Here is a 25,046-nt window from a genome sequence, read left to right as displayed (position 1 = left end):
TATTCCCTCATCCTTCGCACGTTACTTGCCAGATAATTCTAAGTTACTTGGACGTTCTGCCCAGCAACCTGAACCATCAGGAATTAATTCTATAATTTCGATATATTGGGGCGTTACATTTGAAATGCGACCATGATAAAGCCCTAAATATTCACCCACGCCCATTCGATAAACATTTGAATCGGCAGATTCGATCAATGCCCAAATTGTATCGTCTTCACTCAACGTTCCGCGCATTCTTAAATTATCTAAAGCATAGGTTTCTAAACGCCCTTTACGACGCTTTAAATCTGGCTGTAAACAATCTTTTGAAGTATCAATAACTTCTTCCGTCAATTCCCTTGATGGCGGAACAAATGGACTACGCATAAGTTCTGCTTGATAGGCAAAATGCTCAAACTTAGGCGTCTCTTTTAATGGTGGTATACGAGCTACATGCTGTGCTTTAGTGGTAGTAACAAATAACTCTAAGTCACTGTGATCACCAATACAACCTGTTAGCAATAAGCTAGCTCCTATTAATACGGGTAGGGATCTCATTTATTTCTTCCCCCCTTTTTTTGGATCTTTGGCTAACTCAGCCCCCTCTTTAAAGCGGTAGGTTTTTGCCAATATAGCCATAGATAACCCACCATTCTCTTTATGAGTAATGGTAAAATCATGCAAACTGACGATACGAGGTAACTTTGCAACACCACTTACCATATTACCAATTTGATGATAGTCACCTTCCACATTTAAACGAATAGGGAACTCAATATAGAAATCACGTTCTATTTCGTTATCCCAATCTAAACTGTTAATTTTTAAACCTGCGTCTGTTGCAACAAAGGTGACATCATCGAGTAGTCCGGGCATCTCATTTTCTGAAGGCAGCATCTTTAATAATTCAGCAAACTGCGCTTCCATAACCACTAATTGTTCTCGATATAATTTTAGATTAGCAGCTAATCGATATTTCGTTTCAAAATCTGCTTTTAATTCGATTTCTTTGTTTTGCTCTGATTCCATCACAGCAATGGTATCTGCAATAAATAAATAATAACTAGCACCAATAACACATATTGACAAAAAGGCAGCAAAAACGATTTTAACTAATTTTGGCCATGCACCGATATTTTCAAAATCAATATCATTGAATTGATCTAAATCTAAATTCATTTTTTCGCTCCTTGCTGCATATCAAGGGCTTGATTACCAAATTCATCAGTTATCGTTACTCTTAACTTAAATCGTTGCAACTGACGTAAGTTTTCATTTTGAGTAACAATGGATTGCATACTAGGGTCATTTAAATAACTTGAAGTTTTAACCTTACGCATCATATTAGCTACGTTATTGTTAGATTCGCTTCGACCCTCAATCCATAAAATACTGCCTTTCTTATCAACACTTGAAAGGTAAATTCCCGGCGGCACGATTCTAACAAGCTCATCTAAAACGTGGGTTGGCAAGTTACGAGATTGCTGAAGCCCTAAAATAATTTCTGTTCGCCTTTCGATATCTTTTTTACGTTCAGTAATTTTTTTAATTTCTGCAATTTGGGTATCTAATAAACTAATTTCTGTCTGTAAATAATTATTGCGCTGACGTTGATCATCGGTCACTAATTCCAAGTAACTAATAAACAAATACACCAATAACGAGGTCACAAGAAATACGAGTGCCAAAATACCAATAAAGTCACGTTTTTGTTTTTCCCTAGCTTCTTCACGCCAGGGTAATAAGTTTATGTTCGCCATTGAGCGTAACTCCTTAGCGCTAGGCCGCTTGCGACCATGAACTTATTAATTGATGGTTGCAATTGAGTTTTAATTGCTTCATCGGCGTGCAAACAGCCTTGAAATGGATCGGCGACAATTGTGTATACACCAAGCTCGTCGGTTAATACTTTTGCCATTCCTTCAATTTTTCCAGTTCCACCACACAGCACCACATAATCAACTTTGTCACGGCCACTTGCAGTGCAATATATTTGTAAGGTACGTTTAATTTGCTGCAATAATTGGGTTTGAAAAGGAGATAAAACCTCAAACATATAATTGCGGGGAAGATTGCCACTGACTTTAGCCAATTCCGCTTCAGCATATGGCATACCATAAAAAGATAGAATTGATTGGGTGAATAACTCTCCACCAAATGCTTGCTCTCTAATAAAAGTGGTTTCACCATTTTCCACAACAGCAAAAGTAGTGATATTGGCACCAATATCAACCATAGCGATGGTCTTAGCTTTCGCGCCTTCAGGAAGTTGCGCATAAATAAGCTCAGCTGAACGCCCTAAAGCATAACCTTCAACATCAACCACTTTAGCGTCAAGATCGACCTCAATAAGCGCATCTACTCGAGAGTCGATGTTTTCGGTTCGACAAGCACTTAACAGTACATCGACTTTAGTTGGGTCTGTGGTATTGGGGCTTAAAGTCTCAAAGTCGATACTCACTTCATCAAGTGAATAAGGGATTAGGTTATCTGCTTCAATTTCAATTTGCGCTTCCATTTCTTCTTCATTTAATGAAGCATCCATGTAAATCACTTTTGTCATTACAGCAGAACCAGACACAGCAACAGACGCAAACTTCACCCCTTTTGGTAAAGACCGCTTAATTTGCCTTAAAGATTCTATTACCGCTTCAGAGTCTCGAATGTCATGATCAACAACAGCGCCCTTTTTGATAGGCACGGTCGCATAATTTTGAATTTTATATCCATCTGCAGTCTTGCTCAACAATATGGCTTTTACTTCGTGAGAACCGATATCGATCCCGACCATTTGAGGAGCCTGACGCTTCCATAGTTTAGAAAGCATAGTCCATCGTCACAATTCTATTATTGTTATTAAAAGATATTAGCACAAAATCATCTCGTTACACTTATTTGTACAAAATGTTTCTGTTTTTTACAAATAGTATTTTGAGTTTACACGTTTTTGCTTCACCAACAAGCCTGTCGCTTATATACTATTATATCTATTTAGGTTTTTGGGAATATGGCGTGTGAAGTGGTTTAAAAGAATACTTATTGCTGTTTTTAGCTTGGCACTACTTGGTATTGCTGCAATTACAGCTGCGTACTTTTATGTTCTACCAGAACTTCCAGATGTTAATTCTCTGAAAACGGTACAACTACAAACCCCGTTGCGAATTTATAGCAGCGATGGAAAATTGATTTCACAATTTGGCGAAAAACGTCGCATACCGGTTGAATATAAAGATGTACCACCACAGTTAATTAATGCTGTTCTTGATACCGAAGACGCTAGATTTTTTGAACATAAAGGCATAGATCCTATTGGTATTGTCCGCGCAGCAACAATATTAATCACCACAGGTAAAAAAAGCCAAGGCGCAAGTACCATTACCCAGCAAGTCGCTCGTGGTTTTTTCTTATCAAATGAAAAAACATATATCCGTAAAATTAAAGAAATCTTCTTAGCTCTAAAAATTGAAAAAGCATTAACCAAAGAAGAAATTCTAGAACTTTATTTGAATCGTTCATTTTTAGGTAATCGAGCTTACGGAGTTGGAGCTGCGGCACAGGTTTATTACGGCAAATATTTAAATGAACTTACCCTGCCAGAAATGGCCATGATTGCAGGTTTACCCCAAGCACCATCTGCAGCCAATCCTATTCGCAACCCAACCAGAGCCATTGCTCGTCGTAATTGGGTGTTAAGCAGGATGTTGGAAAAGAGAAATATCACTGAAGCTGAATACCAGCAAGCCATCAATGCTCCCGTTACCGCCAAATATCATGGTGCTGAAATTGATTTGTATGCACCCTACATTTCAGAAATGGCGCGTGACTATATGATCCAAAAGTATGGCGAAGAAGCAGCCTACACCAATGGCTATAATGTCTATACGACTATCTCATCTGAGCTACAGTTAATGGCTCAGGACGCATTACGTAATAATGTATTTAATTACGATCAACGCCATGGCTACCGTGGCCCAATTAAACAATTGTGGACTGATACTCCATTAAATCAAGACGATATCATCACTGTTCTCGCCAAGGTCACCCCAATGCAAGGCATTGTACCTGCTGCGGTATTAGATGTGGCAGAACAACAAGCCACGGTGATGTTAACTGATGGCAGCAAAATGACTCTTGAGTGGCCAGGACTTAAATGGGCTCGTAAATATATCACTGATAAACGTCAAGGTTTACCGCCAAAACTCGCCAGCGATATCCTACAAACAGGCCAACAAGTATGGGTACGTCATAATGGCGAATTTTGGCAATTGTCACAAATTCCTGAAGTATCAAGTGCAACAGTTAGTTTAGACCCATTTGACGGCGCCATTCGTACTTTGGTAGGTGGTTTTAGCTTTTCACAAAGTCAATTTAACCGGGTAACACAAGCTAAGCGTCAATTAGGTTCAAACATAAAACCTTTTATTTATGCAACCACGCTTGAGCAAGACTGGACTTTAGCAACCATTATTAACAATGCCCCAATCAATAAACCCGACACGCGTCAAGGTACTGCTTGGCGACCTAAAAACTCACCCGATATTTATGGTGGCCCAACCCGTTTACGAGTTGGACTTGCACAGTCAATTAACGTCATGTCGGTCAGAGCATTACGTCATGCGGGACTAGATAACACCATCAATGAACTAGTGAAGTTTGGCTTTGATGCAGGTGATTTACCCCGCAATGAATCTTTAGCTTTAGGTTCTCCTTCAGTAACACCACTTCAAGTTGCCACCGCGTTTAACGTGTTTGCCAATGGCGGCTACTTGGTAGAGCCCTATTTTATCGATCACATTACTGATGGGTACGACAATGTTATCGAGCAAGCTTCTCCAACGCTGGCTTGCTCACCAAGTGATAATGAAGAAGATCCATCTAACCATGATCAACAAGATAGCTTAAATGATGATCCTTTTGCGGCCATGAATGACGAATTAGCACAATTATCTGCTCCCAAAGATACACAAGCAGATGTTGCCGCCCAGCTTGATTACACTCATGAAGAGGAAGGAGAGTTAATTTGCAATCGCCAAAATGCGCGTTACGCTAAGCAAATAATCTCTGAGCAAACTGCATTTTTAATTACTGATGCGTTGAAAAGTGTCATTTGGGGTGGCGGTGATTGGAGTAAGGGTACAGGCTGGAACGGCACGGCATGGCGCGCATCTAAATTAATCAAGCGTCATGACATTGCAGGTAAAACAGGTACAACGAATGAATCAAGAGATACTTGGTTCAGTGGTTTCAACCCCACTTTAACCTCCACTTTTTGGGTTGGTTTTGATGATCACGGTCGTCAATTGGGTCGAACAAGCTGGATGGCAAACGGCGCACCAGATCAAATTTCAGGTACCGAAGCAGGAGCTAAAACGGCAGGCCCTGGCTGGAATGATTTTATGAATCAAGCTCTTAAAGGTACACCAGAAATAATCGCTGAACCACCAAAAGGTATAGTAACGGTTCGGATTGATCTTGAAACAGGTAAATTAACTCGTAGAACTGATCACACAACAGCATTTGAATATTTTGTTGAGGGGACCGAGCCAAAAGAATACGTCAGAGAAATCCAAGAAGCTGACGAAATTTTTATCGACAATTCCGCGGAAGATTTATTCCAATAAATCAGATCGCAACAAAAAGGCAGGTGTTGAGCTTTCAACATCTGCCTTTTTTATTTGTGGCACAGATAGAAAGGCATAGGCAATAGACGTTTGCTTAGCCCAATAAGCGTTGATGCAATTCGATTAATGAGCTGACCTGAAAATGCGGTGTGATCTTATCAGCAATTACCCCTTGCTGATTCAACCAGCAAGTATCAATACCATAATTTAACCCACCAAGAATATCTGAGCTTAATGAATCGCCTATCATCAATACCTGTTGTTTATTGGGTTGGCCCATGCGTTCAAATGCATGCTCAAAAATTGCTTTATCAGGTTTAGCTTTACCTACCTGCTCTGAAATAATCACCTGCGAAAATGAACTTTGCATGCCCGTTTTTTGTAAACGTAAACTTTGAAGCTCAGTAAAACCGTTGGTAATAATCCCCAAATTGACTTTATCTTTAAGGGCATCAACAAGCGCTTTGGCGCCTGGCAAAGGCTGGCAAATATCGACCATGGCTAACAAAAAGTCACTATTGAGTGTTTGTGGACAAACAGATAGCTTCTCTGCCCATGTATTGAAGCGGGTTGTTTGCAATGTTTTGGCGTCAATTTTACCATCTTGATAATCAACCCAAAGTGGCTTATTCACTGTTTGATATTGCGCAAAGTCATCCTGACTAAATTCAACGTTATATTTAGAAAACATCAATTTTAGCCCAGCATAAGCATCAAAATGAAACAAGGTTTCATCGGCATCAAATAAGATCCATTGGTATTTAGATAATTGCATTAAATCGCATTCCTATTTCTAAGCGGCATGGATTATTCAAATAAAGTCATTAACTGCGATTCTTGTGCAATTAAACTTTGATAGATAGTTAGCTGGTTTGCAGCACGATCTAAATTATGATTTAAGCGGTTAATGGCAAAATAAATATCACCATTAATATGATCCGTTAAAAAACGGCTGCCTAGCATCAAAGCCATCACTTTAATACCCAACCACAAACTACGCTTTTCTAAAGGCGTAATAATGTCGGCTAATTCATCAATGTAACTTTTACTTGCAGCGGCAATAATTTCGGGGCGGGCGACCACTTTATCTAATGCGGTAGAATCTTCCTCTTCTGGAGAACAAAATGCCCGTACCATGTCGCCAAAATCATACATTAAATAGCCTTTCATGCAGGTATCTAAATCGATTACTGCCATGCTTTTCATATCACGTTTATCAAATAGCATGTTGTTTATTTTGGTGTCGTTATGACATACCCGAAGCGGCAATTTGGGTTCAATTTGATTCAGCTCGTCAAATAAGGCTGTTTGCTTCAAAATCAAATCTACCCAGTGTTGACAGCCATCTAATCGATTATTTTTATTGTCCTTTACTGCTTGTTTAAGCTGTTTAATTCGAAACGGTAAGTTTAAAAAGTTATCAATTACATTTTCAATGCAATCAGGATTTAAAGTACTTAATGCTGCAGCAAAATGGCCAAATGCGCTGGCGGCCATTTGCGCTTGCGCGCTATCACTAACAACTTCAATAGTATGGCTGTTCGCTAAATAACTAATGGCTCGCCAAAATCCATGCTCACCCAAATCAACAGCAAATTGACCATTCACAGCGGCTATAGGATCAATAACCTTTAAATGATACCTCCCAAAACACTGCTGTTGATGCAAATGCTCACTAATATAACAAGCATTGTTAATTAAATTTTGCGGCTTAGGAAAAACATGAGTATTGATTTTTTGTAATACAAACTCACCTTCAGCCCAACGAACAAGATAAGTACGGTTGATATGTCCATTTCCAAGTGTTGATATAGTGAGATTTTTACAACTAATACCAAAATGAGGCAACACCTGCTGCCTAATAAAATCACTCACTTACACACTCCATTTCTAAACGCTATGATCCATAAATCAATTAATTTTTAAACACGATACTTTTTTATTGCACTAAATAATCTGAAAATACATGATGCTGCATTAAGGTGGCTTGGCTGCCTTTTAAACTAAAGTCATAACCACAAAGTTTAAAACTACCACGCATTGCAATATGATTAATAATAGATTTGTTATCTAAAGGTGAAAAAGTCGCCTCAGTTCCACCATCGTTCATTAATTCGACACTGATAGGGCGATAGCGACTGCCATCGTTGAATACTAATTCACTACAGGTTTGATCACCCTCTGCTGTCGCAAGTTGCCATAAACGTTTGGCATCTGCATCTTCACCCAACCAGCGCACAGTTAAAATTTTGTTCTGCATTACAACCCAAAATCCATCAGGAAGTTTTACCGACACTCGCTGGTTAGCGATAGAGTGCTCATTAGATTTGACGCTAGCAGAACTTGGTTCATCATCAGAATTTAATTGACTAAAACTCACCATAGCCCACACGATTAAAGCGGAGATAACGAATACCCCAGCAACCTTAGCACCAAACAAAATTGATTTTTCATGGGTTTTAGCACTATTAACCCAAGACTTGACCAACTCAGTCACAGAGCCAGACGCTAAGTCATCTTGATCAACATCAAAACGTTCAAACTGCTGAAATGATTGCTTGAGGGATGATTTGGTCATCGGCTCAGCCTGTAGCCCATCCAATTCACCTGTGTCTGTTGCTGTTTTATCCTGCTTAGGCGCACTTGCAAAAATAGCTTGCGTTTCTGAGTAGGCATCATGACTTGATGCATCGATACCCGTTGTTACTTGCTGATTGTGCTCACCAAAAACTTGCGGTTCTTGTCGACGTCTGACATTACCCAGTTCAACTTTTTCATAAGATGCCGGACCGTTGTAACCCTCAATATAGTTACGCTTTTTATTGTCAGATGCGAATAACCCAACATAAACACTGCTGGCAAGGGTCAACAAACTTAAACCAGCAATCACGCCGATTGGAGCAAAATAACAGCTGAGCACAAGCAAAAAACTTGGCACCATCACCATAAGCATCAATCGCTTAGATTTCGCTGCATCTCGTAACCGACGCATAGTAGAAGCGCTCTGCACCAAAATAAGCACCACTCCAATCATCAATATTAATACTGATTGAGGAAAGACTAACGTAACTAAAGATAACAAAAGTAAACTAACCAACATTACGATAAGAAAGCGTAGCGGATTGTCACGACCTTGAAGACACCAAAGAGTGTTAAACTGCATGTAAAGTCCTAGAAAAAATAAAAATAACGCAATATATTTGCGGGCAAGTATTTTAATATGGATAGCCCAAAAAAGAGAGTACCAATAATGACTCATCTTGAGGGATTTTTAGGTTATAATATTAATCTTTGTTAACTGTACTGTGTGAGCCCTAAAATATGAGTAGTCGTGGAAATCTTTTTATTGTGTCAGCCCCTAGTGGCGCTGGAAAATCATCTTTGATCTCAGCACTATTGAAAGACCAACCCAGCGATATGCAAGTTTCTGTCTCTCACACGACACGCCAACCTCGCCCAGGTGAAGTAAACGGCCAGCACTACCACTTTGTCACTGTTGATCAATTCAAAGCATTGATCGCTGAAAATGCTTTTTTTGAGTGGGCTGAAGTGTTTGGTAATTATTATGGCACTTCCCGCACAGTGATTGAGCAGACATTAGCAAACGGTATAGATGTTTTTTTGGATATCGACTGGCAAGGTGGCGAGCAAGTAAAAGCGCTCATGCCTGAAGCTATTGGGGTATTTATTTTACCTCCATCTAAGCAAGAATTAGCTCGTCGTTTAACAGGCAGAGGCCAAGACAGCCAAGAAGTTATCGATAGCCGAATGGCACAAGCTGTGTCAGAAATGTCACATTATCAACAATACGATTTTGTCATTGTAAATGACGATTTCGACCAAGCTTTAGCGGATTTACAAGCAATCATTCGTAGCCAAAGACTAACCTGTGCTAGTCAGAGCTATACTCACAATGATATGCTTGTCGATCTATTGGCAGATTAATTGTCTTAGTGTACAATTTTGCGTCATTTTTTTCCCATAGATAACACTGGAGTTTCACACCATGGCTCGCGTAACTGTAGAAGACGCTGTAGAACAAATCGGCAACCGCTTTGATATGATTTTGGTTGCGGCGCGTCGTGCACGCCAAATTGCCGTGCAAGGTAAAGACCCTATGGTAGAAGAGATGAATGATAAACCAACGGTTATCGCATTACGTGAAATCGAATTAGGTTTAGTCACCTCTAACACTTTAGACGCTGATGAGCGTCAAACCGTGCGTGAGCGCGAAGCAGCTGAAATTGCTGCTGTAGCTGCCATTGCGGAAGGCCATGTAATTTAAGGAGTAGCGTCACTTGTATCTGTTTGAAGGTCTCAAGGAGTCTGCTTCGGCCTATTTAGGGCCAGAGCACGTTGAATTACTCAAGCAGGCCTATTTGGTTGCGCGAGACGCCCACGAAGGGCAAATGCGCACAAGTGGCGAGCCTTACATTACCCATCCGGTTGCGGTCGCCCGCATCCTAGCAGACATGCGTCTTGATTATGAGACGCTGATGGCAGCCCTGCTTCATGACACCATTGAAGACACTCCCGTCACAAAAGAAGAGCTTGCTGAGCTTTTTGGAATTGATGTGGCGGAACTCGTCGAAGGTGTATCAAAGCTTGATAAAATCAAATTTCGCGACAAGAAAGAAGCCCAAGCTGAAAACTTTCGTAAGATGATGATGGCAATGACGCAAGATATTCGCGTCATTCTAATCAAGTTAGCCGACCGTACCCATAATATGCGTACGCTCGGCGCCTTACGGCCTGATAAGCGCCGTCGAATTGCCCGCGAAACCCTTGAAATTTATGCGCCAATTGCGAATCGCCTTGGTATTCACAATATCAAAATTGAACTTGAAGACTTAGGTTTTCAGGCTTATTACCCGATGCGTTATCGAGTAATTAAAGAGGTAGTTAAATCGGCTAGGGGCAATCGTAAAGAACTGATCAACAGCATTGAAGGTGCGATAAAAACTCGCTTAGACGATGCCGGTATCAAGGGCAAAGTCAAAGGCCGAGAAAAAAACCTCTATTCCATCTACCGCAAAATGCATAACAAAGAACTGCAATTTGAAGAGGTAATGGATATCTACGCATTCAGAGTGATCGTGGATAGTATCGACACATGCTATCGCGTATTAGGTGCAATGCACGGCTTGTACAAACCTCACCCTGGCCGCTTTAAAGATTATATTGCTATCCCCAAAGCTAATGGTTATCAGTCATTGCACACGTCATTATTTGGCCCACACGCTGTGCCAGTAGAAGTCCAAATTCGTACCGAAGAAATGGATCAAATGGCTGATAAAGGGGTTGCTGCGCATTGGATGTATAAAAGCAAAACCGATGCATCACAACAAAGTACCACTCAAGTTAGAGCACGTAAATGGATGCAAAGCTTGTTGGAGTTACAGCAAAGCGCATCTAGCTCATTCGAATTTGTCGAGAACGTTAAAACCGAACTGTTCCCTGATGAAATTTATGTATTTACGCCAGAAGGCCGCATTCTTGAATTACCAGTCAATGCCACTGCTGTAGATTTCGCTTATGAAGTACACACAGATGTGGGTAACACCTGTGTAGGAGCACGAGTAAACCGCCAAGCCTATCCATTAAGTCAGCCACTTATTTCTGGTCAAACCGTTGAAATTATTACCGCCAAGGGTGCTCGACCTAATGCGGCATGGCTGAACTTTGTCGTAACAGGTAAAGCACGCGGGAAAATTCGCCAATTTTTGAAAAGCCTTAAAGGCGATAACGCAATTGCACTGGGTCGTCGTTTATTAAACCATGCACTTGGCGAAACCAAAATCGATGATCTACCAAAAGATTTAGTTGATAAAATCATCAAAGAGACTAAACACAACAGCCTAGACTCATTACTGGCAGATATTGGTCTAGGTAATGCTATGAGCATTGTCATTGCACAACGGTTACTGGGTCATAAACTGGATTCCGCTGACAATAACATGATGCCCATTCGTGGTGCTGAAGGCATGTTAGTCACATATGCTAATTGCTGCCGCCCAATTCCAGGTGATGCGGTTATTGCACACGTGAGTCCAGGTAAAGGACTTGTCGTTCACATGGAAAGCTGTGCCAATATTCGTGGTTATCAAGGTGAGCCAGACAAGTATATTTCAGTGCATTGGGATAACACCGAAGGGATTGAATACCAAGCTAACCTCAGAGTTGAGATTGTTAACCATCAAGGCGCATTGGCTAAAATCACCTCAATTATCGCCTCGGCGGGGTCTAACATTCACAACCTCAGCACAGAAGAGCGTGATGGTCGCGTGTATCTCATTAACTTACGTATTTCAGTCAATGATCGAGTACATTTAGCGAATGTGATGCGACGTATTCGGGTTCTACCAGAAGTACTGCGTACTTCTCGTAATCGCTAAATTCAACATTAACAACTAGAGATAACATCATGGCAGATAAAATTATCATCGCAACAGACAAAGCCCCACAAGCAATTGGAACTTATTCACAAGCGGTTAAAGTCGGTAATACGGTTTATTTATCAGGCCAAATCCCGTTAGATCCAATAACCATGGCAATGGTTAGCGATGATTTTTCAGCCCAAGTCGTACAAGTTTTTGAAAACTTAACTGCTGTATGCGAAGCTGCTGGCGGCACGATGGCGGATATTGTTAAGTTAAATATTTTCTTAACCGATTTATCTCACTTTGCTACCGTCAATGAAATCATGAGCCGTTACTTTCATCAACCCTATCCTGCACGTGCGGCAATCGGCGTAAAAGAGTTACCTAAAGGCGCATTGGTTGAAATGGATGGCGTTATGGAAATTTAATTTCCAATTCAGCTATCGGTGATATTTTCGAAGTAAATAGACTAAAAGCGCACAATGCGCTTTTTTTATACCTGAAAAACGTCACTTTTAGAGTTTTTACTCCTTTTAAGTTGTTTTAAAGCTATATTCTGCTAGGTTACTTCACATTAAGAAGGTTTGGTTTTGGGGTGTATTTTAGGCATATCGTTTGCGCCAAGTCACAAATATAGCCATACTCATTCTTAACAAGTAACGAAAATAACAATAATGAACACGGAACTGTCGATGGAAAATATCATGAAAAATCCAGTTGAAATGCTTGCTCATTGGGTAGACACCCAAGGCGACCAAGTTTATCTTCGCCAGCCTATTAACGGTAAATATGTCGATTACACATGGCGAGAAGTACAACAAAAAGTACACCAAATTGCTGGAGCCTTGCGTCATCTAGGCTTAGTACCAGGCGATAAGGTCGCCATTTTATCAAAAAACTGTGCCGAATGGTTTATCACCGATTTAGCCTTAATGCATGGTGGCTATATTAGTGTGCCAATTTACCCAACTGCTAACGCCGATACCATTCGTTATGTATTAGAGCACAGTGGCAGCAAGGCCATTTTCATCGGCAAACTAGACTATTGGGCAGATCAAGAAGAAGGGGTTTCAGGTGAGTTACTGCGCTTAGCTATGCCTTATGACACCATGCCAGCACAGTATCATTGGGAGCAACTATTAAATCTAGGTCAGCCATTAGTTGTGGCAGATACGCCGCAGCCAGATCAAACCATGACCATCATTTATACCTCTGGCTCAACGGGCAAACCTAAAGGCGCGATTCAAACCTTCGCTAACTATAGTTGGACCTGCGAAGCAGTAGTGCGTGATTTACAAACCAATACAACAGACCGTCTTTTATCCTACTTACCGCTAGCTCACATTACTGAACGTGTTGCAATGGAAGGCTCTTCGTTCTACTCAGGCTCATCGGTTGCTTTTGTTGAAAGTCTTGATAGTTTCGTGATTGACGTTCAACGTTGTCGGCCGACAGTATTTTTCTCTGTACCGCGTTTATGGACCTTATTCCACCTCAACATCATTAATAAAATTGGTGAAAGCAAACTTAACTTCCTACTTAAAGTGCCAATTATAAGCAGTATAGTAAAACGTAAAATTCAAAAAGGTTTAGGTTTAGAACATTGCCGTTTATTAGGTTCAGGATCTGCCCCTATTCCGCCAAGCTTACTTAAGTGGTATCACAGTATTGGGATGAATATCTGTGAAGCCTGGGGAATGACAGAAAACTGCGCCTACTCCATCATAAATTACCCTTTTAATGTCGATAAAATAGGTTCGGTCGGCCGCCCAATTGAAGGTTGCCAAGTGCGCCGCACTGAAGAAGGCGAGCTGTTAGTGAAAAGCCCTGGCGTAATGAAAGGTTACTATCTACAGGAAGAAGCTACCGCAGCGGCTTTTGATGAAGACGGCTTTTTCAAAACAGGTGATTTATGTGAAATTGACAGTGATGGTTATATCGATATAACTGGTCGCGTTAAAGATAATTTCAAAACCTCTAAAGGTAAGTATGTTGCTCCAGTGCCAATTGAGCGTAAACTGGCGCAGGATTCACATGTTGAATTAATCTGCGTGATAGGTTCAGGCCTACCGCATCCTATTGCATTAGTACAACTTTCAGAAGGCGCAACATTACAGCCTCGCGAAGAAGTGCGCACCTCATTAAAAGCAACACTGGATAGCATTAATCCTAATCTTGAATCTCATGAACATGTTGATGCTATTGTGGTAGTAAAAGAGCCTTGGACAATTGAAAATGATGTATTAACACCCACCTTGAAAATTAAACGCCATGTGCTTGAAAAAGCCTTTAGTGCCAAGGTTGAGGGCCTTCGCGGAGCCAAGGTGCGCTGGGAAGAAGAGCTTTAATTCAACTAGTTTAAGTCACCAGAAAAAATACACGCTTAATGCGTGTATTTTTTTGACATAATATGACAGTATACGCGCCAGTTACTTAGGTTAACCAAACGTAGCCTAAGTTAAATTTGTTGTGCTAGCCACTTCGTTAAGTAAATAGAGACTATTATGTTGATTGTACTGGCCATTATTGGCGGCTTTGTTATTTTAACCTTGGGTGCAGAAGCCCTTGTACGTGGTGCAAGCGCTGTCGCTTTGCGATTAGGTATTGCGCCGCTCATTATTGGCTTAACCATTGTCGCTTTTGGTACCAGCGCGCCTGAACTGGCGGTCAGTGTAAAGTCGGCTTTAGCCGGTAATCCAGGCATAGCATTAGGTAACGTCGTTGGTTCAAATATTGTCAATATTGGTCTTATTTTGGCGGTAACGGCGCTTATTCGCCCCATAAAAATTCAATCACAAATGGTTAAACGTGACATTCCTATCATGATAGGCGCATCGATATTTGTGTGGTTTTTACTGCTTGACGGTATTGTCAGTTTTTTCGATGGCTTCATTCTATTTAGCTTATTAGTGAGCTATTTAGTTTTTAGTTACTTTAATAGCAAAAATAATCCTGAAGATCTTGATGTTGATACCAGCCCGCAAAATCCCTTATTGTCAGTTACGTTAATTATAATTGGCATTTCCATGTTAGTTGGTGGTGGCATTTTATTTGTAAATGGCGCGGTAGATTTAGCCAAGCTATTTGGCATAAGCGAGGTCATAATCGGTTTAACCGTTGTTGCTATTGGCACCAGTATGCCTGAACTGGTTACATCAGTCATTGCTGCATTAAAAGGCCAAAGTGATATTGCAATTGGTAATGTGGTCGGCTCTAACCTATTCAACATTTTAGGTATTCTAGGAGCAACCGCGTTAATTCATCCGGTATCTGCAGAAGGGTTTAATGACATCGATTTTATAGTAATGCTGATTTTAGCCTTTATGGTACTGCCATTTGCATGGAGTGGTTTACGTATTGGTCGGCGGGAAGGCGGTGTTTTACTTGCAGCATATCTAGGCTACACCAGTTACCTTGTGGCTCAAGTTATTAGCTAATAAAGATGATTTTTCAAGTAATTAGGGAGTAATAAAACCTTTAGTCCCTAATTACTTCTACCTTTGTTTGATGATTATGATCGATTGATGAAAATTGCCATCGATAATTTAGCCCTCATGCAACACGGTTAGGCCATGGTGATATCAGTAATAACAACGTACAGTTTGAAGCTTGTACTGGGCTTGAAATTGTCAACCAAAACCCTGCTGATTTACCACAAGCTATTCATCACCTTAACCCTAATATTGCCTTAGCGATAAACTCTGCTAAGATAAGCCAAAACACATGTATATATTTACAGTAATCACTGGGTAGGTTCCATTTGTCGCGTCTAGATTTAATGCCAATCACCGAACTAAAAGGTGTAGCCAAAAAAGTCGCTGATAAGCTACATAAATTAGGCATTAAAACCGTACAAGATGTACTGTTTCATTTGCCATTGCGCTATGAAGACCGTACTCAAATCTATCCTATTGCCACGCTTTCCTTTGGCAGCTATGGCACCATTGAAGCTGAAATACAATCTACCCAAATTATTCAAGGTCGCCGCAGAATGCTTGTCTGCAATGTACGCGATAATACCGGCCCCATGACACTGCGTTTTTTTAATTTCTCAATAGCGCAACGCAATGCAATGCAACAAGGCGCGATAATTCGTGCATATGGTGAAATTCGTCGTGGTAATCACCATGCTGAAATCGTTCATCCAGAATACAAGATTATTCACGACGGAGAAGACATCAGCCTCAGTGACACCTTAACCCCCATTTATCCAACCACAGAAGGCTTAAAACAAGCCAGCTGGATCAAACTGACAGATCAAGCTTTATTAATGCTCGATCAAGGCGGCTTACAAGAATTAATTCCAGCCAGTCTGCAACCCAATAATTTAAGCCTTCATGAAGCACTACATATTTTGCATCGGCCACATAACCAAGTGGATCCTTTTACCTTAGAGCAAGGTCAACACCCAGCACAGCAGAGATTAGTCCAAGAAGAGTTATTAGCACATAATTTAAGTATGTTGCAGCTAAGACAGCGGGCACAACGTGACAACGCCGTCTCTATGGCAGCCAGCGGGCAGCTGCTGAACCCATTTTTAAAGCAATTACCTTTTAAGCCGACCGGCGCACAGCAGCGAGTGGTTGCTGACATAGCGAATGACTTGCAACAACCACATCCGATGATGCGCCTTGTACAAGGTGATGTCGGCTCAGGTAAAACCTTAGTTGCGGCAATGGCTGCATTGCAAGCCATTGAAAACGGTTACCAAGTAGCGATGATGGCGCCAACCGAACTATTAGCCGAGCAACATGCGTCTAATTTTACAGCGTGGTTTGAACCTTTAGGAGTAAAAGTTGGCTGGCTTGCAGGCAAATTAAAAGGCAAAGCCAGAGCACAGTCATTAGAAGATATCGCAACAGGTAGCGCTAAAATGGTCGTTGGCACCCATGCGATATTTCAAGAGCAAGTTGAATTTAACCAACTCGCGCTAATCATTATTGATGAGCAGCATCGCTTTGGTGTTCATCAGCGCTTAGGGTTACGTGAAAAAGGCGTCAAACAAGGCTTTCATCCACATCAGTTGATCATGACCGCCACTCCAATTCCACGCACCTTAGCCATGACAGCTTACGCCGATTTAGACACTTCGATTATCGACGAACTGCCACCAGGCAGAACACCAATTACCACGGTTGCCGTATCGGATAGCCGCCGTAATGACGTTATTGAGCGCGTAAGACAAGCCGCCATAAACGATAACCGGCAAGCTTATTGGGTCTGCACCTTAATTGAAGAATCTGAGGTGCTGGAGTGCCAGGCTGCTGAAGATACCGCTGCCGAGCTAACCGAGTTGTTACCAGAGCTTAAAATTGGCTTGGTGCATGGCAGAATGAAAAGTGCTGAAAAGCAAGAAATTATGGCCAAATTTAAAGCGGGTGAGTTAAATTTGCTGGTAGCAACCACTGTCATTGAAGTGGGTGTTGATGTACCAAATGCCAGCTTGATGATTATTGAAAACCCAGAGCGCTTAGGCCTTGCTCAACTGCATCAGTTACGTGGTCGAGTCGGTCGAGGAGCCGTTGCCAGCCACTGCGTTTTACTTTATAAAGCGCCACTATCGCACACAGCTACTAAACGCTTAGGAGTGCTGCGCAATAGTAATGACGGCTTTGTTATTGCACAAAAAGATCTCGAAATCCGTGGTCCAGGTGAAGTATTGGGTACCAAACAAACCGGTCTAGCGGAGCTTAAAATCGCCGACTTAATTCGAGACCAACACCTCATTCCCTGCATTCAAAAGCTCGCCGTGCATATTCATCAACAAGCCCCCCAAAATGTCGAGGCTATCATCCAGCGCTGGTTAGGTGAAAGACAGCAATACGTACAAGCTTAAGATGATTTTTTGTTTATATTTGAATTCGCCCCTAGACAATGAAAACCAATCTTGCACAATGTAAACAAGACGCAGATTAACCGTTGCCGCCATTTTAACGCTAAGGAATCAACATGCAGGTGAATCAAGAAGACAGAGCGACTCCCGTTTCAACGCCTAAAAAAAGTAGCAATGCCACGGTCATCGGCATGGTTGCGGTTGCGCTAATAGCTGGTGCAGGGTATCTCTACCTCAGCAATGATGAGCCAACGGTTGTTGAGCCAAGCATACCTGAACCGGTGCAACTGCCAGAAATATTACCCGAGAAGCCTATAGAGCAAATCCCTATTGAAGAACCTATAGTTGATGAATTAGCAGAAGATAGTGACATTGTGCCACTTGGTGAGCCAGAAGAAATCGTTGAGCCTTTACCTGCATTAGCAGAATCAGATGATTTTGTTGAGAAAAAAGCACTAACCGTTGCCGATGGCATGAAAATTGAGCCACTTATTTTGAAAAAAGATATGGCGCGCCAATTTGTGGTATTTGTAGATAATTTGGCACAAGGTGAGTTAATCCGCAAAGCCAGCCCACTCAAAGGCCCTGAAACTAACTTCACCGTCAGCGAAATTACCAATAAAACCTACTTAAATCCTGATAGCTATCACCGTTATGACTTATATGCTGATTTTGTTGATGGTTTAAACAATGAGCAGCTTGCTGCAACTTACCGTGAACTAAAACCCCTATTTGAACAGGCTTTTGATGAGTTAGGTTACCCAGACATGTCTTTTGACCAAAGAATGCAGCAAGCATTTAACATGATAGCCGATACCCCGATTATCGAAGACCCCATTGAATTAAGCTCAATTTCGGTCAACTATCAATTTGTTGACCCCAATTTAGAAGCCCTACCCAACGCACAAAAGTTTCTAATTAGAATGGGGCCAGAGAATACCCGTAAAATTAAAAATGCCATTAAGCGATTACAGCCGCTATTACCTAAGTAGCCCGAAAAACTAACAATAAAAAGCAGCGTAAGCCCAAAAACTTAACGCTGCTTTTTCGTCAATATCGCTTTTTTGCTAGTAATATTTTAGTGTACAATTGCCGCGTTAATTGACATTTAATAATAACTTTTCGCAACGCGAGATAAAGTGAATTGCTGTGATTAACACTTAGCAAAGGATTCCTAGGCGTTTAAGAGGCAAAGAAGTGCAACTAGCATTCGATATTTTATCTTGGGGAGGATGGACTCCTGACTTTCAAGACAATGAAAGCTGGTGCCATTGGCAATCAGCAAATCAATCTTCTGATCTCAATTCAGTTTCACCCTCACTAGTTCAAGTGCCTGCAATGCAGCGTAGACGCTTTAGTCGGTTAACAAAAATGATGTTGACTGTCGCGTTTGAGTGCCAAGCGACTCAGTTACGCAGCGTGTTCGCTTCTCGTCATGGCGAATTAAATCGTACTATTGGCTTACTCGAAGATGTGATTAGCAAAACGCCTCTGTCTCCCATGGCTTTTAGCCAATCAGTGCACAATACTGCCAGTGGTATTTATGGCATTGTTAATAACAACACGGCCTGCTCCACATCAATTGCCGCTGGCGCACAAAGCTTACCTCAAGCATTAATCGAAACATTTGCACAAATAAAACAATATCAACAACCTATATTATTAGTGTTTGGTGATGATCCTGTACCGCCTGTTTATAATGAGTTTATTAACGAAGTCGAATTACCCATTGCATTAGGTTTAGTGCTAGATGCAAGCGCAACAAAATCAGCTAACGCGATTGCTCAATTAACGATTGATTCAGCAAAGCCGAACATTACCGACAATAAAATATGCTTGAGTGAATTAATCCACCATATCGCATCAGGAAAGAATATTCAGGGTGAAATGTGTCATTGGCAATGGAATTTACATCATTATGCCTAATAGCGTAGTAACCGCTAAAAAACTATCTGGCCTTGATTATATTCCTAGATGGTTGGGCGGTGTTGCATGCTATATCACTTTTGGCCTAGGTGGACTAGTTTGTTCGCTAACCATATTACCGCTCATCTATCTATTATCAGGCTCCAAGGCAAAGCAAGTTGCACGAGTACAAAAAACCGTCAGTTTGATGTTTAAATTTTTCGTCGCGATGCTGACATTTACAGGTGTCATCAAAGTTAAACAACAAAACCTAGCTTCATTAGTAAACAGCCAACACACTATTATAATAGCCAATCATCCTACCCTAGTAGATGTAGTAGTGCTCATTAGCTTAATGCCTAATGTGAGTTGTGTAGTCAAGCAGGGGCTTTGGCGTAACCCATTAATCCGTAGTATTTTATCTGGCGCAGGCTATATCCCCAATAGAGGGGCTGACTTACTGTTACAAGATTGTCAGCAGGTATTAGATAGCGGCACCAATTTAATTATTTTTCCTGAAGGAACACGAACAATCACAGGCCGCATAATTAACCCTTTTGCTCGTGGAGCTGCAAATATTGCCATTCGAACTAACACAAGTATTTTACCTATCGTTTTAAGGACTGATGTTGCTGGGTTAACCAAACAACAATCATGGTATGAAATTCCTCGGCAAACGATTAATATGTCCGTTGAAGTCGGCAAACTTTTCTCTTGTGAAGATTACAATGAGTTGGCTGACAGCGAATCAAAAAAAGCCCGGCAACTCACCCGAGAACTTGAACAATTTTATATACAACAATTAGTAACCCCCGTAATACAAACAACCAATAAGAAAAATTAATGAAAAACTTAAATAATGAAATCAAAGAATTAATTATTAATTGTTTAGATCTTGAAGATATAACAATCGAAGATATTGACACCAATGCACCACTTTTCGGTGAAGGCCTAGGTTTAGACTCAATTGACGCCCTTGAGCTTGGTTTAGCAATAAAAAAACAATTTGATATCAAAATTGAAGCTAACTCAGAAGCAACTAAAGCGCATTTTCATAGCGTAGCCAGTCTGGCAAGTTTTATTGAGTCACAGCAAGTTTAGGAGTCGACATGCAAAGCAGTGAACAAATTTATGAAATGCTATGTGGCATCTTAGTCGATGAATTTGAAGTTGAGCGTGATGATATTAGCCTTGATGCATCCCTATATGAAGAATTAGATTTAGACAGTATTGATGCTGTTGATTTAGTCATTAAGTTACAGCAATTGACAGGAAAAAAAATTCAACCTGAAGAGTTTAAAGCTGTTCGCACTGTAAATGATGTGGTAATCGCCATTGATGGTTTAATGAAGCAATAATGAAAGCCTTTGTGCAAGTACTGTCTATACTCGCAGTAATGGGCTACCCCATTGCCGTTTATTTTGGCTTGCAGTATTTACCTAATGGGTTAATTGGCTTGATTTTATGTGGGTTATTAATCATCCGATTATCACTTAATAAAAATCAATTAAAGCCAATGCTAGTGCCGCTAGTCATTGGAATATTACTTACAGGCGCAAGCTTTATAGCCCAGCGTAATGACTGGTTATTGTATTACCCTGTTGTCATTAATTTGAGTATGTTGGCCTTGTTTGGTTTTTCATTAATCCAAGGACCAAGTTTGATTGAACGCTTAGCAAGGCTAAAAGAACCTGATTTACCTTCACAAGCCACACCATATTTAATCAAGGTAACAAAAATATGGTGTGGATTATTTGTCTTTAACGGTTTGATGGCGCTCTACACAGCAATGGCTACCGATATAACAATATGGACTATCTATAATGGCTTAATTGCGTATTTATTGATTGGCGGGTTATTGGGTGGAGAATGGATTTACCGCACTTTTTGGTTAAAACAACATGGATAATTTATTACTCAATTGGTTTAAAAACGGACCAAATACTCAGCAATTAATTAGTTTCAATCATCACGACATTGTGACCAGTGAACGTTTTACTGCCCAGGTAGCCTTCCTCTACCATCAACTTATTAGCCATAATAGCCAAAGATGGTTGTTAGCCGCCAAGCAAAGCGACTTATTTGCAGCTGCGCTTTGCGCAGGGCTTCTTGCTGGTAAAACTATTATTCTACCAGCAAATACCCAACCTGGAACAATCAGCGAGCTCAATCATCAATTTGATGCTGTTATTGCTGACAGCCCTATTTGTGAAATTAAAGCCTTTATTTCGCTGACACATGAACTAGCATTACCTGCGGGTAAGTGGCCCAAAGTTACCAAATTTGGTGAGTTAATTTTATTTACATCTGGCAGTAGTGGTGAGCCTAAAGCAATTCGTAAAAATATCACTCAACTGGATGCAGAAGTATCGATATTAGATCATACGTTTGCTGCACATTTACCACACTGCTCAGTCCTCGCCACAGTATCTCATCAACATATTTACGGCTTACTGTTTAAAATTCTATGGCCTCTGGCAGCACAAAGGCCCTTTTTAAGCGATCAAATTGAGTACCCTGAAACCTTAAGCTATTACTTGGCCATTATGCCAAACCTCTGTTTAGTAAGTAGCCCGGCTCAATTATCTAGATTACCAGAAGCACTTGAAAATCAACCACAGAATAATCGTCCTAGCTTAATTTTTAGCTCGGGGGGTCCGTTAAGCTATCAAGCAGCCAATGATATCCTGCACTGTTATGGCCAACTTCCTATTGAAATTTTTGGTAGCACAGAAACAGGCGGAATAGCACATCGACGACAATTAACTCAACAAGAGCCTTGGCAAACATTCTCTGCGATTAGCATAAAACAAACTGGTAATAACGGTGTACTTTGCATCAAATCACCTTATTTGGAAAACAGTGACCAATGGTATCGCTGCGACGACAGTATTGACTTAATCAGCTCACATCAATTTCATTTACTTAATCGTGTAGATCGCATAGTTAAAATTGAAGAAAAACGCATTTCAATGGCGCAAATGGAGCATTTATTATGCAGTCACCCTTTAATTCATGATGCAGCAATTTCATTTTTAACCCAACCAAGACAAATGTTAGGTGCGATAATTGAATTAACTCCTGAAGGACAGGCTTTATTAGCAGAGCAAGGTAAACTAGCTGTCAACAACCTAATTAAAAAGCATTTACTCAGCCAGTTTGAGCGCGTGACGCTACCAAGGCGCTGGCGTTACCCGGTTAGAATCCCTCAAAACTCAGAAGGAAAACGAATTCAAGCAGAGCTGGTTTCGTTGTTTTACCATGATTAAATCAATACTACCGACCATTATTAGCCAACAGCAGCAAGGTGATAGTATCACTTGGTACATATTTGTGGGGCCCAGTTAGATTTTTTTAAAGGCCACTTTCCTGAGCAAGCTGTTTTGCCTGGTGTTACTCAGCTTGATTGGGCCATTCAACTTGGTTGCAAAGCATTTGGTTATGAACCACAAGTTGCCAGTGTTGAAGTGCTAAAGTTTCAACAATTATTGCTTCCTGACCAATATGTTTATTTAACTATTAGCCACAGTCCAAGCAAAGCCAAGTTAACTTTTCAATATAACGACGCCGATAAGCGCTTCGCCTCTGGTCGCATCGTACTGGCAAAACAATCCACCAATATGCAAGGCGAGTAGTTTATGAAATTGGCGTTGATTATCCCCAATTACAATCATCATCAGGTTATTGAGCAAACACTCACACAACTGGCGCAATTTAATCTACCTTGTTATTTAATTGATGATGGCAGCCAAGATGAAACCCGCTACGTGCTGCAAGAGATGGCAGATAAGTTTCCGTGGGTAACTTTAATCCATCATCCTTTTAACCGTGGCAAAGGCGCTGCGGTTATCACTGGTTTGCGCGCCGCCTTTGCTGATGGCTTTAGTCATGCATTACAGATTGATGCTGATGGGCAGCATAATCTTGCAGACATACCAAATATGATAGATTGTGCTCAAGCTAACCCACTAGCATTAATATCTGGTAAGCCTGAATATGATGACTCCGTTCCTAAAGGGCGATTATACGGCCGTTATATCACGCATTTTGGGGTATGGATTGAAACCCTAAGCTTCGACATTCAAGATTCCATGTGTGGCTTTAGAATCTATCCTCTGGCCGCAACGGAAGCTTTATTTCAGTATGAATCTTTAGGTGAAAGAATGGATTTTGATATTGAAATCATGGTCAAGCTTTATTGGAAAAAAACGCCAGTTATTCAAATACCGACTAAAGTTATTTACCCTGAAAATGGCATCAGTCACTTTCAGGGGTTCCAGGATAATTTGCGTATCAGCTGGATGCACACTAAGTTATTTTTCGGCATGCTTAAACGTCTTCCACAAAAACGAGCAAGTCATCATGACAATCGCCATTGGTCAACAATGCAAGAGCGTGGCAGTTATTGGGGAATAAAGCTATTAGCCGAAAGCTACCGCTTTGGAGGTCATTGGTTATGTCGCGCCATCATGTACCCGGTTATTGGCTATTTCTTCTTAACTGGCAGCACGGCACGTAAGGCCTCGATCGATTTTTTACAGCAAGTACAAAATATTAGTGACAGCACTAAGAAAATTAGTTGGCAAGATAGCCTGAATCATTTTCTATCCTTTGGTAATGCGGCATTAGACAGAATAGATGCTTGGTGCGATCGCATTAAACTCAGTGAAGTTGATTTTGCTGATCGACAAATTCTTGCCAAACAAATTGAAACCGGTAAAGGCGCAGTATTATTGGTATCACATTTAGGTAATCTAGAGCTATGCAGGGCAATATCAATCCACCAGAAAAGAGTTAAAGTTAATGTCATGGTTCTCACTCACCATGCAGAAAACTTTAACAAGGTGCTGCAACAGCTTAATCCAAAAAGCAGCTTAAATTTAATTCAAGTAAATGAGCTAGACCCTAGCACTGCCATGTTATTACAACAGAAAATAGAACAAGGTGAGTTGGTCGTCATAGCTGCCGATAGAACCTCAGCGAACAGCCAAGGTCGTGTGATCGATCTTCCCTTTTTAGGTAAGCCAGCCCCTTCCCTCAAGGCCCTTTTATTCTGGCTAGCTTATTAGACTGTCCAGTATTTACCATGTTTTGCATTAAACAAAATGGACGCTATCAAGTACATGTAGAGCAATTAGCTACTACCTTAAAGGGCCCAAGAAAAGGCCGAACCGAACGCTTAACTCTCGCGATGACAAAATACAGTCAACGTTTAGAACACTTCGCCAAAATTGCACCATCACAATGGTTTAATTTCTATGACTTTTGGCGTAAAGACAGTCAAAGCCAACGCAACATAACAACTTATCAGCAGGAAAAATAACG

Annotated in this window: 24 protein-coding genes and 1 pseudogene; 18 read left to right on the top strand and 7 right to left on the bottom strand. The window is 40.9% G+C overall.

The features are described 5' to 3' along the window. Positions 1–21 precede the first annotated feature (21 nt). From HBH39_RS01480 to HBH39_RS01465, 4 genes are read right to left on the bottom strand one after another with little or no spacing between them, the layout of a single operon-like run. Complete coding sequence (locus HBH39_RS01480) at positions 22–540, bottom strand: pilus assembly protein PilP (RefSeq protein WP_167674942.1); 519 nt, start codon at positions 538–540, stop codon at positions 22–24. Beyond that, entirely contained in the window at positions 541–1,161 is a 621-nt protein-coding gene (locus HBH39_RS01475) for a type 4a pilus biogenesis protein PilO (protein WP_167674940.1), read from the bottom strand. Then, positions 1,158–1,742: a PilN domain-containing protein gene (locus HBH39_RS01470; RefSeq protein WP_167674938.1), complete on the bottom strand. Its 585-nt coding sequence runs from the start codon at positions 1,740–1,742 to the stop codon at positions 1,158–1,160. Before HBH39_RS01470 ends, HBH39_RS01475 begins: the two co-directional genes overlap by 4 nt. Further along, positions 1,730–2,809: a pilus assembly protein PilM gene (locus tag HBH39_RS01465; RefSeq protein ID WP_167674936.1), complete on the bottom strand. Its 1,080-nt coding sequence runs from the start codon at positions 2,807–2,809 to the stop codon at positions 1,730–1,732. The genes HBH39_RS01470 and HBH39_RS01465 overlap by 13 nt, the downstream gene beginning before the upstream one ends. A gap of 187 nt (positions 2,810–2,996) precedes the next feature. Between HBH39_RS01465 and HBH39_RS01460 the strand changes: the two genes are divergently transcribed. After that, the gene (locus tag HBH39_RS01460; protein WP_167674934.1) at positions 2,997–5,603 is read left to right on the top strand and encodes a penicillin-binding protein 1A; all 2,607 of its coding nucleotides are present in this window, start codon (positions 2,997–2,999) and stop codon (positions 5,601–5,603) included. 94 nt (positions 5,604–5,697) lie between these two features. On the opposite strand, the gene yjjG is transcribed toward HBH39_RS01460, so the two are convergent. The 3 genes from yjjG to HBH39_RS01445 form a co-directional block, all read right to left on the bottom strand. Beyond that, complete coding sequence (gene yjjG, locus HBH39_RS01455; RefSeq protein WP_167674932.1) at positions 5,698–6,378, bottom strand: pyrimidine 5'-nucleotidase; 681 nt, start codon at positions 6,376–6,378, stop codon at positions 5,698–5,700. A gap of 32 nt (positions 6,379–6,410) precedes the next feature. After that, positions 6,411–7,478 carry an aminoglycoside phosphotransferase family protein gene (locus HBH39_RS01450; protein WP_167674930.1) on the bottom strand — a complete coding sequence of 356 codons (1,068 nt, stop codon included), beginning with the start codon at positions 7,476–7,478 and terminating at the stop codon, positions 6,411–6,413. A 64-nt stretch (positions 7,479–7,542) separates the two neighbouring features. Continuing rightward, entirely contained in the window at positions 7,543–8,766 is a 1,224-nt protein-coding gene (locus HBH39_RS01445) for a hypothetical protein (protein WP_167674928.1), read from the bottom strand. A 158-nt stretch (positions 8,767–8,924) separates the two neighbouring features. Between HBH39_RS01445 and gmk the strand changes: the two genes are divergently transcribed. From gmk to HBH39_RS20075, 17 genes and pseudogenes are all read left to right on the top strand, one after another. Then, positions 8,925–9,548, top strand: coding sequence for a guanylate kinase (gmk, locus tag HBH39_RS01440; protein WP_167674926.1), 624 nt, complete (start codon positions 8,925–8,927; stop codon positions 9,546–9,548). Between the two features lie 61 nt (positions 9,549–9,609). Beyond that, on the top strand, positions 9,610–9,888 hold the full coding sequence (gene rpoZ / locus HBH39_RS01435; RefSeq protein WP_167674924.1) for a DNA-directed RNA polymerase subunit omega: 279 nt from the start codon (positions 9,610–9,612) through the stop codon (positions 9,886–9,888). Positions 9,889–9,901: 13 nt separating this feature from the next. Next, on the top strand, positions 9,902–11,998 hold the full coding sequence (spoT, locus tag HBH39_RS01430) for a bifunctional GTP diphosphokinase/guanosine-3',5'-bis pyrophosphate 3'-pyrophosphohydrolase (protein WP_167674922.1): 2,097 nt from the start codon (positions 9,902–9,904) through the stop codon (positions 11,996–11,998). A 29-nt stretch (positions 11,999–12,027) separates the two neighbouring features. Then, on the top strand, positions 12,028–12,411 hold the full coding sequence (locus HBH39_RS01425) for a RidA family protein (protein ID WP_167674920.1): 384 nt from the start codon (positions 12,028–12,030) through the stop codon (positions 12,409–12,411). A gap of 264 nt (positions 12,412–12,675) precedes the next feature. After that, positions 12,676–14,331 carry an AMP-binding protein gene (locus HBH39_RS01420; RefSeq protein ID WP_167674918.1) on the top strand — a complete coding sequence of 552 codons (1,656 nt, stop codon included), beginning with the start codon at positions 12,676–12,678 and terminating at the stop codon, positions 14,329–14,331. Positions 14,332–14,487: 156 nt separating this feature from the next. Then, positions 14,488–15,420, top strand: coding sequence for a calcium/sodium antiporter (locus tag HBH39_RS01415; RefSeq protein ID WP_167674916.1), 933 nt, complete (start codon positions 14,488–14,490; stop codon positions 15,418–15,420). Between the two features lie 323 nt (positions 15,421–15,743). Further along, positions 15,744–17,819 (top strand): ATP-dependent DNA helicase RecG, encoded by a 2,076-nt coding sequence (gene recG / locus HBH39_RS01410; protein ID WP_167674914.1) that lies wholly within the window; start codon positions 15,744–15,746, stop codon positions 17,817–17,819. Between the two features lie 113 nt (positions 17,820–17,932). Beyond that, positions 17,933–18,808: a DUF3014 domain-containing protein gene (locus HBH39_RS01405; protein WP_167674912.1), complete on the top strand. Its 876-nt coding sequence runs from the start codon at positions 17,933–17,935 to the stop codon at positions 18,806–18,808. Positions 18,809–19,013: 205 nt separating this feature from the next. Further along, positions 19,014–19,742, top strand: coding sequence for a beta-ketoacyl synthase chain length factor (locus HBH39_RS01400; protein WP_167674909.1), 729 nt, complete (start codon positions 19,014–19,016; stop codon positions 19,740–19,742). Continuing rightward, positions 19,735–20,565, top strand: coding sequence for a lysophospholipid acyltransferase family protein (locus HBH39_RS01395; RefSeq protein ID WP_167674907.1), 831 nt, complete (start codon positions 19,735–19,737; stop codon positions 20,563–20,565). Before HBH39_RS01400 ends, HBH39_RS01395 begins: the two co-directional genes overlap by 8 nt. Beyond that, complete coding sequence (locus HBH39_RS01390; protein WP_167674905.1) at positions 20,565–20,822, top strand: phosphopantetheine-binding protein; 258 nt, start codon at positions 20,565–20,567, stop codon at positions 20,820–20,822. The genes HBH39_RS01395 and HBH39_RS01390 overlap by 1 nt, the downstream gene beginning before the upstream one ends. Positions 20,823–20,830: 8 nt before the next feature. Beyond that, a complete protein-coding gene (locus tag HBH39_RS01385) occupies positions 20,831–21,079 on the top strand; it encodes an acyl carrier protein (RefSeq protein ID WP_167674903.1) in 249 nt (82 codons plus the stop codon). Then, on the top strand, positions 21,079–21,630 hold the full coding sequence (locus tag HBH39_RS01380) for a hypothetical protein (RefSeq protein WP_167674901.1): 552 nt from the start codon (positions 21,079–21,081) through the stop codon (positions 21,628–21,630). The genes HBH39_RS01385 and HBH39_RS01380 overlap by 1 nt, the downstream gene beginning before the upstream one ends. Next, positions 21,623–22,990, top strand: a complete 1,368-nt coding sequence (locus tag HBH39_RS01375) for an AMP-binding protein (RefSeq protein ID WP_167674899.1) — start codon at positions 21,623–21,625, stop codon at positions 22,988–22,990. The genes HBH39_RS01380 and HBH39_RS01375 overlap by 8 nt, the downstream gene beginning before the upstream one ends. After that, positions 22,983–23,356, top strand: a pseudogene (locus HBH39_RS01370) (thioester dehydrase). The gene HBH39_RS01375 and the pseudogene HBH39_RS01370 overlap by 8 nt, the downstream one beginning before the upstream one ends. A 3-nt stretch (positions 23,357–23,359) precedes the next feature. Further along, positions 23,360–24,790: a glycosyltransferase family 2 protein gene (locus HBH39_RS01365; protein WP_432280132.1), complete on the top strand. Its 1,431-nt coding sequence runs from the start codon at positions 23,360–23,362 to the stop codon at positions 24,788–24,790. 17 nt (positions 24,791–24,807) lie between these two features. Beyond that, entirely contained in the window at positions 24,808–25,044 is a 237-nt protein-coding gene (locus HBH39_RS20075; protein WP_432280131.1) for a hypothetical protein, read from the top strand. Positions 25,045–25,046 lie beyond the last annotated feature (2 nt).

Origin of the sequence: Shewanella aestuarii (genome assembly GCF_011765625.1) — a bacterium.
GTDB lineage: Bacteria > Pseudomonadota > Gammaproteobacteria > Enterobacterales > Shewanellaceae > Shewanella > Shewanella aestuarii_A.
Note: the sequence above shows the minus strand (reverse complement) of the source record. Positions and strands in the feature narration are given on the sequence as shown.

What these genes read in the sequence shown, in the direction of transcription:
- HBH39_RS01380 (WP_167674901.1), top strand. Translation starts at nt 21,079, where the DNA reads ATGAAAGCCTTTGTGCAAGTACTGTCTATACTCGCAGTAATGGGCTAC.
- HBH39_RS01415 (WP_167674916.1), top strand. Translation starts at nt 14,488, where the DNA reads ATGTTGATTGTACTGGCCATTATTGGCGGCTTTGTTATTTTAACCTTG.
- HBH39_RS01405 (WP_167674912.1), top strand. Translation starts at nt 17,933, where the DNA reads ATGCAGGTGAATCAAGAAGACAGAGCGACTCCCGTTTCAACGCCTAAA.
- HBH39_RS01420 (WP_167674918.1), top strand. Translation starts at nt 12,676, where the DNA reads ATGGAAAATATCATGAAAAATCCAGTTGAAATGCTTGCTCATTGGGTA.
- HBH39_RS01475 (WP_167674940.1), bottom strand. Translation starts at nt 1,161, where the DNA reads ATGAATTTAGATTTAGATCAATTCAATGATATTGATTTTGAAAATATC.
- HBH39_RS01480 (WP_167674942.1), bottom strand. Translation starts at nt 540, where the DNA reads ATGAGATCCCTACCCGTATTAATAGGAGCTAGCTTATTGCTAACAGGT.
- HBH39_RS01365 (WP_432280132.1), top strand. Translation starts at nt 23,360, where the DNA reads ATGAAATTGGCGTTGATTATCCCCAATTACAATCATCATCAGGTTATT.
- HBH39_RS01395 (WP_167674907.1), top strand. Translation starts at nt 19,735, where the DNA reads ATGCCTAATAGCGTAGTAACCGCTAAAAAACTATCTGGCCTTGATTAT.
- HBH39_RS01425 (WP_167674920.1), top strand. Translation starts at nt 12,028, where the DNA reads ATGGCAGATAAAATTATCATCGCAACAGACAAAGCCCCACAAGCAATT.
- HBH39_RS01465 (WP_167674936.1), bottom strand. Translation starts at nt 2,809, where the DNA reads ATGCTTTCTAAACTATGGAAGCGTCAGGCTCCTCAAATGGTCGGGATC.
- yjjG (WP_167674932.1), bottom strand. Translation starts at nt 6,378, where the DNA reads ATGCAATTATCTAAATACCAATGGATCTTATTTGATGCCGATGAAACC.
- gmk (WP_167674926.1), top strand. Translation starts at nt 8,925, where the DNA reads ATGAGTAGTCGTGGAAATCTTTTTATTGTGTCAGCCCCTAGTGGCGCT.
- HBH39_RS20075 (WP_432280131.1), top strand. Translation starts at nt 24,808, where the DNA reads ATGTTTTGCATTAAACAAAATGGACGCTATCAAGTACATGTAGAGCAA.
- HBH39_RS01470 (WP_167674938.1), bottom strand. Translation starts at nt 1,742, where the DNA reads ATGGCGAACATAAACTTATTACCCTGGCGTGAAGAAGCTAGGGAAAAA.
- HBH39_RS01375 (WP_167674899.1), top strand. Translation starts at nt 21,623, where the DNA reads ATGGATAATTTATTACTCAATTGGTTTAAAAACGGACCAAATACTCAG.
- HBH39_RS01445 (WP_167674928.1), bottom strand. Translation starts at nt 8,766, where the DNA reads ATGCAGTTTAACACTCTTTGGTGTCTTCAAGGTCGTGACAATCCGCTA.
- HBH39_RS01390 (WP_167674905.1), top strand. Translation starts at nt 20,565, where the DNA reads ATGAAAAACTTAAATAATGAAATCAAAGAATTAATTATTAATTGTTTA.
- HBH39_RS01385 (WP_167674903.1), top strand. Translation starts at nt 20,831, where the DNA reads ATGCAAAGCAGTGAACAAATTTATGAAATGCTATGTGGCATCTTAGTC.
- rpoZ (WP_167674924.1), top strand. Translation starts at nt 9,610, where the DNA reads ATGGCTCGCGTAACTGTAGAAGACGCTGTAGAACAAATCGGCAACCGC.